Raw genomic sequence first — 12,535 nt, 5'->3', positions numbered from 1 at the left:
CTCACCATTCGGCGAAGGAGCCGTCGTCGTGCCGCCAGACGGGGTTGCGCCAGGCGTGCCCGGTGCGGTCGGCGGCGCGGACCGCGGCCTCGTCCACGGTGACGCCGAGGCCGGGCAGGTCGGTGCGGTGGGCGTGGCCGGCCACGAAGCGGAAGGGCTCGGTGTCGATCAGGTAGGACAACAGGTCGGCCTCCTTGTTGTAGTGGATGCCGAGGCTCTGCTCCTGGATGAGGAAATTGGGCGTGCAGAAGGCGACTTGGAGGCTGGCGGCCAGCGAGATCGGGCCGAGCGGGCAGTGCGGGGCCAGTTGGGCGCCGAAGGTCTCGGCGAGCGCGGCGATCCTGGTGACCTCGGTGATGCCGCCGGCGTGCGACAGGTCGGGTTGGGCGACCGCGATTCCGGCGGTGAGGGCGGGCAGGAACTCCGCGCGGCCGTAGAGGCGTTCGCCGGTGGCCAGCGGCACCGGGGTGGAGGCGGCCAGCGGGGCGAGCAGGTGGCCCTGTTCGGGCAGCAGCGGCTCCTCGACGAACAGCGGGTGCAGCGGGGCTATCTCGTGCAGCACCCGGCGGGCGCCGGCCGGGCTGAACCGGCCGTGGAAGTCGACGGCGACGTCCCGGTCCGGGCCGAGCGTCTCGCGGGCGGCGGCCACCCGGTCCACGACGGCGGCGGTGCCGGCCGGGGTGGTGAGCGGGTCGGTGCGGCCGGCCGCGTTCATCTTCACCGCGGTGAAGCCGGCTTCGATCTGGGCGGTGACCTGCTCGGTGAGCCGGGCGGGTTCGTCGCCGCCGACCCAGGCGTAGACGCGTACGGCGTCCCGGACCGCGCCGCCGAGCAGCGCGTGCACGGGGGCGCCGTACGCCTTGCCCGCGATGTCCCACAGCGCGTGGTCCAGGCCGGCGACGGCGCTGGAGAGCACCGGGCCGCCGCGGTAGAAGCCGCCCTTGGTGAGCACCTGCCAGTGGTCCTGGATCCGCAACGGGTCCTTGCCGACCAGGTATTCGGCCAGCACGTCCACGGCGGCGCGGACCACCTCGGCCCGGCCCTCCACCACCGGCTCGCCCCAGCCCACCACGCCGTCGTCCGTCTCGATGCGGCAGAACAGCCAGCGGGGCGGCACCAGGAAGGTCTCGACGCGCGCGATCTTCACCGGGCGCTCCCGTCGGTGAGGCCGTCGGTGGACCCGTGGGCGGAACCGTCGGTGCCGTCCGCGGTGTCGGTGTCCGCCCCGTGCACCAGGTCCAGGTCGCGGACCGCCTGTTCGAGCAGGGCCCGCATGGCGGTCTCGGCGGCGTCCTGGTCCTGGTCGCGCACCGCGTCCAGCACGGCGCGGTGGCTGGGCACGGGGTCCTCGCCGTGCGGCGAGGAGTGCACGATCTGGTCGCGGTGGGCGAGGCCGGACTCGATGACCATCTCCATGCGCTCCAGCAGTTCGTTGTGGGTGGCGGCGAGCAGGGCACGGTGGAAGGCGAGGTCGGCCTCCACCGCGTGCGCGGCGCCGAGGTCCGGCCGGCCCATCGCGGCCAGCGCGTCGGTGAGGGCGTCCAGGTCGGCGGGGGTGCGGCGCAGCGCGGCCAGCCGGACCGCGGCGGGCTCGATGATGGCGCGGACCTCGCCGAGGTTGCGCAGCAGGGACAGGTCGACGTCCGCGGCGGCGCCGCCGGCGAACTGCCAGCGCAGCACGTCCGCGTCGAGCAGGTTCCAGTCGGAGCGCGCCCGGACGAAGGTGCCGCGTTTCTGCCGGGCGTCCACCATGCCCTTGGCCGCGAGCACCTTCAGCGACTCGCGCAGCGCGGTCAGGCTGACGTCCAACTCCTGCTGCAGCGCCACCAGGTCGAGCGTGGCCCCTTCGGGGATCTCGCCGCTGAGCACCCGGCGCGCGAGAGTCTCCACGGTCTGGCCGTGCACTCCGCGGCGCGCGTACGGTGTCATGTCGTTTTCTGCCTTTCTGCAGGTCAGGGGGTACGGCCGGGGTGTCGCCAGGCGTCAGGCGGACGCCTTGACGACGCTCCAGCCGCCGTCCACGAGCAGGCTCGATCCGGTGATGTAGGACGCCTCCGCCGCGGCGAGGAAGGCGATGGCGGCGGCGACCTCCTCGGGTCTGCCGAACCGGCCGGCGGCGGTCTCGGCGACGCTGCGGGCCCGGTCCTCCTCCCCCACCCTGTCCCAGGCGCCGGTCAGGATGGGCCCGGGCACGACGGCGTTGACCCGTACCCGGGGCCCGTACTCGACCGCGAGCTGGCCGCACAGCGACAGCAGTGCGCCCTTGGCTGCGGCGTAGGCGGGGTGGCCGGGGATGCCGCGGTGGGCGTGCACCGAGGAGGTGAGCACCACCGCGCCCTGCCGCTGCTCCAGGTCCGGCAGCGCGGCCTTGACGCCGAGGAAGGACGCGGTGAGGTTGACCGCGAGCTGGCGCTGCCACGAGGCGAGGGTGGTCTCGTGGGCGGGCCGGACATCGACCGTGAAGGCGTTGCTGACCAGGACCGAGACCGGCCCGAAGGCGTGCGCGGCGGTCACCAGGCGCTGCCAGGCGTCCTCGTCGGCGACGTCCGCCTCGGTGAAGACGGCCCGCCCGCCGCCGTCCCGGATCCGGGCGGCGACCGCCTCGCCCGGGCCGGCCGCGATGTCGGCGAGCACGACGGCCGCGCCCTCGGCCGCGAGGCGCTCGGCGGTGGCCGCGCCGATCCCGGAGGCGGCGCCGGTCACCACGGCGACCTGTCCGGCGAAGCGGGGGACGGTGGGGTTCATGGGCGGGTGGTCTCCTCGGGATCGGGGTGTGCGGGCGACTTTAGTGAGGGCGGGCCGACCGGCCGGTCATTGCCTGGCCAGCACCACCAGCTCGGCGTCGTGCCGGGCGGTCCAGGCCAGCGGCAGGCCGGCGTGCATCAGGTGGGCGCCGCGGTATTCGGTGCCGGTGGCGGTGTCCTGGTAGCCGGCGGCCGGGTCCAGCCCGCGCAGCCGCAGCCGGGCGGGGCGGCCCGGTACCAGGGGCGCGCCGTCGAGCGGCCCGGTGCTCCAGGCGGCCACGACCGTACGGGGGCCGCCGGCCTCGTCGTACTGCACGCCGCAGGACGGTCCGCCGGGGCTGCCCAGCAGCCGGGCCTCGCCGTGGTGGATCACGTCCCGGACCTGCTTGTAGCAGGCGATCCAGTGCGCGGCCTCGGCCCGCTGTTCGCCGGTCCAGGCGCGCAGGTCGGCGCCGATGCCGAGGACGCCGGCGCAGGCCAGGACGAAGCGGAAGGCGAGCGAACGCGGCCGCGGGTCGAACACGCCGGGCGCGTCGGTGACCCAGGAGCTCATGGTGTGCGGGGCGTGCGCGTGCAGGTAGCCGTGCTGAACGGCGAGCCGGTCCAGCGGCGCGGTGTTGTCGCTCGGCCAGACGACGTCGGTACGGGCGAGGGTGGCGTGTTCGATGCGGGCGCCGCCGCCGGCGCAGCCCTCGACGGTGACGTGCGGGTGGCGGGCGCGCAGGTGGTCCAGCACCCGCAGGTATCCGGCGGCGTGCTCGGCGTCCAGGTCGAGTTCGCCGGCCGGGCCGGCGCCGGGCCGGCCGCGCGGGGTGGGCGGCCGGTTCATGTCCCACTTCAGGTAGTCGATCGCGTGGCCGTCCAGCAGGCGGTCGAGGGTGGCGATCACGAAGTCCTGCACGTCGGTGCGGCCGAGGTCGAGCAGCAGCTGGTCGCGCACCGGGGTCGCCGGGCGGCCGTCGATCCGGTAGACCCAGTCGGGGTGTTCGGCGTACAGCCGGGAGGCGGGGCTGACCGCCTCGGGTTCGACCCACAGGCCGAAGTCCAGGCCCAGGCCGCGTACTTGGGCGACGAAGGCGTCGAAGCCACCGGGGAAGGCCGCGGGGTCGGGGTCCCAGTCGCCGAGGCCCCCCTTCTCGTCGTGCCGGCCGGTGAACCAGCCGTCGTCGACGACGAAGAGTTCCGCGCCCAGGTCCGCGGCGATCCGGGCGAGTTCGAGCTGCGCGCCGGCCTGGACGTCGAAGCCGGTGGCCTCCCAGGAGTTGTAGAGGACCTTGCGGGTACGGTGCAGCCGGTCGCCGGCCAGGTGCCGCTCGTAGCGGTGCCAGACCCGGGACAGGCCGTCGAGCCCTTCGGCGCTGAAGGCGCAGGCCAGGCGTGGTGTGGTGAGCGTCTGCCCGGGGCGCAGGGCGACCGCCCCCTCGTGGGGGACGCGGCCGGCCCGGACCCGTACCGTGCCGCCGGGCTCGGCGTCGGCGGTGATGTGCCAGTTGCCGGGCCACTCCAGGGCGATGCCGTACGTGGGCGCGTCGGGGCGGTCGGCGTCGGCGGTGTCCTGCACGGCGAGCCAGGGGGCGTAGGCGTGCCCGGGGACGCCCTGCGTGGAGCCGATGGAGAACCGGCCGCGGGTCAGGTCGAGCGGGGTGAGCCGGAACTCCTGGGCCCACTGGCCGGACAGGCAGGTCAGCCGGGCGCCGTCGGTGACCGGCACGTTGACGGCGGCGGAGTCCAGGTCCTCCAGGTGCAGCGTCTCGCCGCCGCCGTTGGTGAGTTCGGTCCAGCGCAGCAGGACGTCGGTGCCGGGCACCACCCGGTAGGCCAGTGCGGTGCGCAGCCCGGTGACCTCGTCGGTGAACTCCAGCCGCAGCGAGGTGTCGGGGTCGTGGACGGCGCCGGTGAAGGTCCACCAGGTGCCGCGTTCGCCGCCGGGGCGGCGCACGGTGAGGTCGGCGCCGGTGAACGGCCGCTGGCCGGTGGGGATGTACTCGGCGGGGGCGGCGTCGGCGGGGGTGATGAAGTGGGTGCGGCGCGAGTGGCCGAGTACGGAGGGGCCGGTCTCGGTGCCGTGCGGGCCCCAGGCGTCGAGCTCGGCCCACCGGCCGCCGGGTTCCAGGCGTACGGCGTACGCGGTCCGTTCGGTGCGCAGCAGCCAGCGCCACTGCCGGTCGTCGGCGACGGGACCGGCGGCGGGACCCGCACCGGGACCGGCACCGGGGGCAGCCGCGGGGCCGGTCGCGGGATCGGTCACCGGGTCGGCGGCGCTCGACGGCACGGAAGGGTCGGTCACTTGACGGCTCCGAGGTTGAGTCCGGCCACGAAGTGCCGCTGGAACCGCAGGAAGACCAGGACGGTCGGGGCGGCGGCGATCACCGAGCCGGCCGCGACGACGTTCCACTGCGAGACGTACTGGCCCTGCAGGCCCAGCAGCGAGGCCGTGATGGGCATCTTGCTGTCGCTGCGCAGCACGGTGATGGCCCACAGCAGGTCGTTGAAGATCCAGGTGAAGGACAGCGCCGTGAGGGCGGCCAGGGCCGGGCGGGTCAGCGGCAGGATGATGCGGGAGTAGATCTGCCAGGGGCCCGCGCCGTCGATGACCGCGGCCTGCTGGATCTCAGCGGGGATGGCCCGCATGAAGCCGTGCAGCACGAAGACGTAGAAGCCGATGCCGAAGCCGACCTGGACGCCGATCAGCGCCGGCAGCGTGTCGTACAGGCCCAGCTGCTCGGTGAGCTTGGAGACGGGGATGAGCAGGATCTGCGGGGGCAGCAGGTTGCCGCCGAGCATGACCAGCAGCGCGGCCCGGCGCAGCGGCAGGTCGTAGCGGCTGAGCGCGAAGGCGGCCATGGAGGCCAGCAGCAGCGACAGCAGCACGGCGGGCACGGTGACGATCAGGCTGTTGATCAGGGCCTGCTTCTGGCCGCCGTCCACCCAGGCGGCGCGGAAGCCGCCGAGGGTGAAGGAGTGCGGCAGGCTGCCCAGGCCGTGGGAGGCGATGTCGTCGAAGGAGCGGGTGCTGGTGATCAGGACGACCGCGATGGGCACCAGCCACAGCAGGGACAGCAGTCCGGCGCCGGTGTGGAAGGCCACGGTGCCCCAGATCCGGCGGCGTCCGGCGGCGGTGGCGCTGCGCAGGCGCTTCGGCTGCGCCTCGGCGCGGTCGGCGGGCGGGGCCGCGGCGTGGGTGGTCGTCATCAGTCGGCCTCCCGGAACGCGCGGACCAGGTAGGAGGCGATGACCCCGAAGGCGAGCACGAAGATCACGACGGCGAGCGCCGAGCCGTAGCCGAGCCGCAGGGACTGGAAGGCGGTGGAGTACATGTAGGTGCTGAGCAGTTCGGAGGAGTGGTAAGGGCCACCGCGGGTGAGCGCCCACACCACGTCGAAGGACCGCAGGGAGTCGATGACGATGACGGACAGGACCACGGCGTTGACACTGCGGAGCTGGGGGACGGTGATGTGGCGGAACTGCTGCCAGCGGGTGGCGCCGTCGACCTTGGCGGCCTCGTACAGCGCCGGGTCGATGCCCTTCAGGCCGGCCAGGTAGAGCACCATGACGTAGCCGATCTGGCGCCACAGCGCGGGCACGATCACCGCGTACAGGGCGGTGCTCTGGTCGGCGAGCCAGGGGTGGGTGAGGCTGCCGAGGCCGACACCGCTCATGGCCTTGTCGATCAGGCCGTCCGGCTGGTACATCGCCTGCCAGACCAGGGCGGTCGCGGTGAGCGAGAAGACCACGGGCAGGAACAGCGCGGCGCGGTAGAAGCCGACGCCGCGGCGTTCCTGTTGCAGCAGCAGCGCGGCGCCCAGGCCCAGGACCGCGGACAGCCCGCCGAACAGGGCCAGCCACAGCACGGTGTCGAGCACGGCGGTGTGGAAGACGCTGTCGTGCAGCATCTCGCGGTAGTTGGCCAGGCCGATGAACTGCGGCGGGGAGATGCCGTCCCACTTGGTGAGGGACAGGTAGAAGCCCTGTACGGCCGGCCAGAACACCCAGAAGCCCTCGGCGAGCAGCGGGATCAGGACGAAGGCCAGGACCAGCGGGGGAACCCGGCCGGCTCCGCGCGGGCGGCGCCGGAGCCGGCCGGCCGTCACGAGCGCCATGTCACTGGCTCCAGATCTTCTGCGCGTCGCGCTGCCAGGTGGTCAGGATGGAGGTGACCTCCTTGGGCCTGGCCAGGAACTTGGTCAGCGCGGTGTCGGCGGTGGGCTGGAGGGCGTCGCTGGAGTCGCGGTTGAAGAACTGGGTGACGTCGGCGGCGCCTTCGATGAGCGCCCGGCCCTTCTTGACCAGCGGGGTGCCGGCGTCCTTCGCCTGGGGGTTGGTCGGCAGCGCGGTGCCGGAGGAGCCCTTGAGGTAGATCTCCTGGGCCTCGGCGGTGGCCAGCCAGCTCATCAGCTCCTTGACCTCGTCGGCGCGGTGGGTGCGGGCGCTGGCGAAGTAGCCGTCGGTGGGGCCCTCCTCGGCGGCCGGGACCTTGGGGTCGATGATCGGGAAGCGGAAGAAGTCGAGGTCGCCGAGCTGGTCCTTGGGGGCGGCGTCGGCGAAGAAGGTGCCGATCAGCATCATGCCGGTGCGATTGTTCAGCAGCGCGGTGGTGGCGTCCTGGAAGGCCAGGGCGGTGCCGTTCGGGTCGAAGTACGGCAGCGCCTGGGACCAGGTGTCGAAGACCTTGTGGACCTCGGGGTCGTCGAAGCGGTGGCGGCCGGCCAGCAGGTCGCGGTGGTACTGGGCGCCGTTGACGCGGATGTTGAGGTAGTCGAACCAGGCCGAGGCGACCCAGGCGGTGCCGCCGCCGGCGCCGAGCCCGATGGGGTGCACGCCCTTGCCCTTGATGGTCTCGCACAGGGCGAGGAACTCGTCCCAGGTCGTGGGCTCCTGCACGCCCCACTTGGCGAAGTTGGACTTCTTGTAGAACACGCCCCACCAGTAGTAGCTGGCCGGGACGAACACCTTGTGGCCGGCCGAGGAGGTGCACAGCTTCTTCAGCGCGTCGGAGTAGCCGGACAGTTCGGGCCGGGTCCAGATGTCGCTGACGTCCAGCAGCAGGTTCTTCCGGGCGTACGTGTCCGCGACCGAGCCGGGGTACCAGGTGAGCAGGTCCGGCGGGTTGGCGGAGGTCAGGTACGTCGGGAGCTGGGTGCGGAAGGTCTCGGAGGCCACTGTGTTCAGGCCCGCCTTGACCTTGCCGCGCTTGTTGAACGCGGCGACCAGGTCCTGCATGGCCGACTTGGCCTGCGGCGAGGACAGGTTGGACTGCAGGGTGACCGTGCCACCGCCGTTGGACGAGCTGCCGCCGCCGCTGGACGAGCTGGAGGTGACGCAGCCGCTCATCAGGGCGGCGGCGCCGATCGCACCGGCGCCGGCGAGGAACTGCCGGCGGCTGCCCGGCGTACTCGGCGTAGAGGTGAGGGTGTTCATGGGACTCCTTTGTCGGCTGGTTCAGCCTGGCGGGCCGCGGCGGCGGCGTCAAGATTAATTCGTAATTTAGTCAGTAACGGATCCGAGGGTGCCCGGGTCGCGGGTCCTGCCCGGGCACCCTCGGGAACCGGTGCCGGACGGGGCTCAGAAGGAGCTCTGCCGGACCACGCCGTTCACCCCGCGGGAGACGGCGAGCACGGTGCCGCCGGGGCCGGCGGTGGCGCCCATGGCGCCGTCGAAGGTGTTGCTGACGAACTGGGCTTGCGGGAACCAGCCGCCCCAGGTGCCGGCGGCGGCGTCGTAGGTGCGCCGCCACAGCGTGTAGTCCGAGGCGCGGGCGAGCAGTTGGACCGTCCCGCCGGTGGTCACCAGGGTCGGGCTGCCGCTGATGGTGCCGCCGAGGCCGGTCCAGTCCGACCAGGTGCCGGCGGCGTCGCGGACCCGGGTCCACACCGAGTCGTCGGCGGTGCGCACCGCGACATGGGTGCGGCCGGCCGAGTCCAGGACCGCGGACGGCCTGCCGTACAGGGCGAGTCCGGCCGGCGCGCCCAGCGAGGTCCAGCCGCCCTGCGGGCCGCGGGTGACCACCGTGCCGTCGGCGCCGGTGGCGTACAGCGTCCACTGGCCGGGGCTCGCCCACGCGGCGGTCGGCGCGTCGGCCAGGTCGCCGCCGAGGTCCTGCCAGTTCCCCCACCGGCCGCCGGTGTACGTCCGCAGGTACGCGTGGCCGTCGGTGCCGCGCACGAACACGTCGATGCGGCCGCCGGCCGAGCCGTACGCGGCCGGCTGGCCCTCGATCCGCCGGTCGGTGGGGCCGCCGAGGTCGGTGGCCGGCCCGGACCACTGGCCCGCGCGCCCGGCCTGCTCGGTCAGGTGGCCGTCGCGGCCGCGGGTGAAGGCGGTCAGCGCCGCGCCGTCGGCGACGATCGCCGGGTCGGCGGTGGAGACGGTGCCGGTCGTGGCGCCGGGCGCGTTGTCGGTGCCGGTCAGCTTCAGGAATGCGGTGCCGTGGGCGGGCACGGTGACGGTGTAGGAGCCGGTGTACGTGCCCCGGTCCGCGCGGGCCCGCAGGTCGCGGACGGCGACGGGTCCGGTGAGTCCGGCGTCGGTGAAGGTCACGGTGCGCTGCGCGGGCTGGTCGGAGCGGTTGAGCAGCACCACCGCGCGGCGGCCGGCCCCCTTGAGGACCTTGCTGTACACGTCGCCGGTGGCGTCGGTGGCCACCCGCACGCCCTGGATGCCCAGCGGGTCCTGGTCGACGGCCAGGATCTCCGGGTTGCGCAGCGTGGCCAGCATGGACGCGGACAGGGTGCGCGGGTCGGAGCCGAGCATCAGCGGGGAGGCCATCTCGGCCCACATCACGAACTGGGTGGTGGACTCCTCCTGGTTGAGCTCGTAGGTGCCGTCGCCGAGCTTGCGCATCGGGACGAGGTAGTCCGGGTCGTTCCAGTGGCCCGGGCCCTGCGCCTCGGGGTGCCAGGCGTTGGCGTCCATGTTCCGCAGGATGTCGGGCCATTCGCCGGCGGTCGGGCTGCCCCAGGCGATATCGGTGCCGGTGCGCCAGGAGTCGGCGGTGGTGGGGCCGTAGACGAAGGTGTTGTGGGCGTCCTGCTCGGGCTTGTGCGGCAGCCCCCAGTCGTCGGTGAGCGGGTTGCACAGGTTGAGCAGCATCGGCCGGCCGGACTTGGCCAGGGCGTCGCTGAACTGCCGGTATGCCGGGCCCGGGTCGAGCTTCTCGCCGATGCCGCACAGGAAGTCCACTTTGACGGCGTCGATCTTCCAGCGGGCGAACTGGTCCGCGTCCTGCTGGTAGTGGCCGCGGCTGCCCAGCCCGCAGTACGCCGGGTCGTAGTCGCCGGCGTCGGTGTAGATGCTGGCCCGCAGTCCGCGGGCGTGCAGGTAGTCCACCAGCGCCGGGATGCCGGAGGGGAAGCGCTGTGGGTTGGCGGTCAGTTCCCCGGCCGCGTCGCGCGGGTTGTCGGCCTGCCAGCCGCCGTCCAGCCACACGATGTCGTAACCGCTGTTGCGCAACCCGCTGCTGACCAGGAAGTCGGCCACGCTCTTGACCTGGGCCTCGGTGGGCGCGCCCAGGCCGTAGTAGGTGTTCCAGCCCATGTACGGGGTCGGCGCGAGGCCGCTGTCGTAGTACGCGGGCGCTCCCGCGTCGCGGGCCGGCGCGCCGCGCCCCGACGCCTGCGCCACGCCCGGCAACGCCACGGCGAGCAGCGCCGCGGCGCCCGCCGCCAGCGCCGCGCGGCGGGCACGCACCATCCCTGAACGATGCGAAGTCACGTGTTTCTCCCGAGAGTCGGTGACGTGCGGGCGTACGCCTCCCGGCAGGGGGCGGCCCGTCACGAACGACGACTGTGGCGGGGGCACCCGACCCTGTCAACGTTTATTACTAATAAACTAAAATTCGAGGTCGGGGGCAGGTCCGGGACTCGGGCCGGGCTTCCCGGCGCCGCTCCGGCGCCGGGATCGACTGTTCGCGGACGCACGGGGATTGGCGGATCCGCCGCGGCGCATTACGCTCCGGATCGTCGCCGCCGCCTCAGCACAGGACATGTCTCTCACCCTTCACAGGAGACCCCATGCAACGGCATGCCCTCCTCGGCGCGCGGCGCGCAGTGGTGCTCGTCGCCACCGCCCTCGGCGCCGGGCTGTTCGTTCCGGCACTGTCCGCCGGAGCCTTCGCCGCCGCCCCCACCGCGTCGCCCGCGGCGCATCGAGCCGCTCCCGCCGCCACGGCCTGGACCGGCAGCTGGTCGGTGTCCCCGCAGAGCGGCGGACCCTCGTACAGCGGCCAGACGCTGCGTCAGATCGTGCACACCAGCATCGGCGGGAGCGCCGCACGGATCCACATCTCCAACGTATTCGGTTCCGCGCCGCTGACCGTCTCGGACGTGCACATCGCCCAGCGCACCTCCGGCTCCTCGGTGAACACCGGGACCGACCGAGCGCTCACCTTCAACGGCCAGACCTCGGTGACCGTCCCGGCCGGCGGGAGCGCGGTCAGCGACTCGGCCGCCTTCACCGTGCCGGCGCTGTCCGACGTGGCGGTGAGCTTCTACCTGCCGAACGCCACCGGCCCGGCCACGTACCACCAGCAGGGCAACCAGACCAACTACGCGGCCGGCGGCGACGTGAGCGGCAATGCCACGCTCTCCGGCGCCGCGACCAACGGCACGTACTCCTTCCTGACCAACCTCGACGTGCAGAATTCCGCCGCGCAGGGCGCGGTGGTCACCCTCGGCGCGTCCATCACCGACGGCGTGGCCTCGGGCACCGACGACAACCGGCGCTGGCCCAACGACCTGGCCCAGCGGCTGTCCGCGAGCGGGCGCACGGTCGGCGTGCTCAACCAGGGCATCAGCGGCAACCGGCTGCTGGCGGACGGAGCCGGGCAGAGCGCGCTGAACCGGTTCGACCGCGACGTGCTGAGCCAGCCCGGAGTGCGCTGGGTGATCTTCTCCGACGACCCGATCAACGACCTGGGCGGCTCGCCCGCCCCCACCGGCGCGCAGCTCATCACCGGGCTCCAGCAGCTCATCTCCCGCGCCCACCAGGCCGGCGTGTCCTTCCTGTGCTCCACGCTCACCCCGTTCCAGGGCGCGGGCTACTGGACGCAGGCCGGCGAGAACGGGCGCCAGGCGGTCAACAACTTCATCCGCGGCGCGGGCAGCGGCTGCGACGCGGTGATCGACCAGGACACCGCCACCCACGACCCCGCCAACCCCACCTGGTACCTGCCCGCGTACGACGCCGGCGACCACCTGCACCCCAACGAGGCGGGCCTGCAGGCCATCGCGAACGCGGTGGACCTGAACCTCTTCGGCGCCTCCTCCGGCACCGGCAGCCCGGTGATCAGCCTGCGCTCGCACGCGAACAACGACTACGTCACCGCCGACAACGCCGGCGCCTCCCCGCTGATCGCCAACCGCACGGCCATCGGCCCCTGGGAGCAGTTCGACGAGATCGACCAGGGCGGCGGCTGGATCGCGCTGCGCGCCCACGCCAACAACCAGTACGTGACCGCCGAACAGGCCGGCACCCAGCCCCTGATCGCCAACCGCACCGCCATCGGCCCCTGGGAGCAGTTCCAGATCGTGCACAACGGCGACGGCAGCGTCTCCCTGCTCGCCCGCGCCGACAACGAATACGTCACCGCCGAACAGGCCGGCACCCAGCCGCTGATCGCCAACCGCACCGCGATCGGCCCGTGGGAGGAGTTCGACCTCATCACGCAGTGAGCCTTTTGCCGCGGCCCCCCGTCGTCCGAGCTGCGGGCGGCGGGGGCCGCGGCCGTACGGGGGCGCGCAAGGGCCCGCCGGGGGGCGGTCCTCCCGCGGACGACGCGCGCGGCGCATCCGCGC

The 12,535-nt window shown here is 73.3% G+C and carries 9 protein-coding genes; 1 reads left to right on the top strand and 8 read right to left on the bottom strand.

The genetic code is table 11. The features are described from left to right. Window position 1 precedes the first annotated feature (1 nt). The 8 genes from dgoD to ITX44_RS02065 form a co-directional block, all read right to left on the bottom strand. The gene (gene dgoD, locus ITX44_RS02100; protein ID WP_205355191.1) at window positions 2–1,147 is read right to left on the bottom strand and encodes a galactonate dehydratase; all 1,146 of its coding nucleotides are present in this window, start codon (window positions 1,145–1,147) and stop codon (window positions 2–4) included. Beyond that, window positions 1,144–1,929 (bottom strand): FadR/GntR family transcriptional regulator, encoded by a 786-nt coding sequence (locus ITX44_RS02095; protein WP_205355190.1) that lies wholly within the window; start codon window positions 1,927–1,929, stop codon window positions 1,144–1,146. Before ITX44_RS02095 ends, dgoD begins: the two co-directional genes overlap by 4 nt. Window positions 1,930–1,983: 54 nt before the next feature. Next, window positions 1,984–2,745: an SDR family NAD(P)-dependent oxidoreductase gene (locus ITX44_RS02090; RefSeq protein WP_205355189.1), complete on the bottom strand. Its 762-nt coding sequence runs from the start codon at window positions 2,743–2,745 to the stop codon at window positions 1,984–1,986. A 66-nt stretch (window positions 2,746–2,811) separates the two neighbouring features. After that, a complete protein-coding gene (locus tag ITX44_RS02085) occupies window positions 2,812–4,893 on the bottom strand; it encodes an alpha-galactosidase (RefSeq protein ID WP_236059947.1) in 2,082 nt (693 codons plus the stop codon). Between the two features lie 134 nt (window positions 4,894–5,027). Beyond that, complete coding sequence (locus ITX44_RS02080; RefSeq protein WP_205355188.1) at window positions 5,028–5,936, bottom strand: carbohydrate ABC transporter permease; 909 nt, start codon at window positions 5,934–5,936, stop codon at window positions 5,028–5,030. Beyond that, entirely contained in the window at window positions 5,936–6,844 is a 909-nt protein-coding gene (locus tag ITX44_RS02075; protein WP_205355187.1) for a carbohydrate ABC transporter permease, read from the bottom strand. Before ITX44_RS02075 ends, ITX44_RS02080 begins: the two co-directional genes overlap by 1 nt. Before the next feature lies 1 nt (window position 6,845). Further along, window positions 6,846–8,162 carry an ABC transporter substrate-binding protein gene (locus tag ITX44_RS02070; RefSeq protein WP_205355186.1) on the bottom strand — a complete coding sequence of 439 codons (1,317 nt, stop codon included), beginning with the start codon at window positions 8,160–8,162 and terminating at the stop codon, window positions 6,846–6,848. Between the two features lie 144 nt (window positions 8,163–8,306). Then, on the bottom strand, window positions 8,307–10,433 hold the full coding sequence (locus tag ITX44_RS02065) for a DUF8189 domain-containing protein (RefSeq protein ID WP_205355185.1): 2,127 nt from the start codon (window positions 10,431–10,433) through the stop codon (window positions 8,307–8,309). Between the two features lie 320 nt (window positions 10,434–10,753). On the opposite strand from ITX44_RS02065, the gene ITX44_RS02060 reads away from it, so the two are divergent. Further along, window positions 10,754–12,412, top strand: a complete 1,659-nt coding sequence (locus ITX44_RS02060; protein WP_205355184.1) for a GDSL-type esterase/lipase family protein — start codon at window positions 10,754–10,756, stop codon at window positions 12,410–12,412. Window positions 12,413–12,535: the final 123 nt, after the last annotated feature.

This window comes from Actinacidiphila acididurans (assembly GCF_016918855.1).
In the GTDB taxonomy this organism is placed as follows: Bacteria; Actinomycetota; Actinomycetes; order Streptomycetales; family Streptomycetaceae; genus Actinacidiphila; species Actinacidiphila acididurans.
Note: the sequence above shows the minus strand (reverse complement) of the source record. Positions and strands in the feature narration are given on the sequence as shown.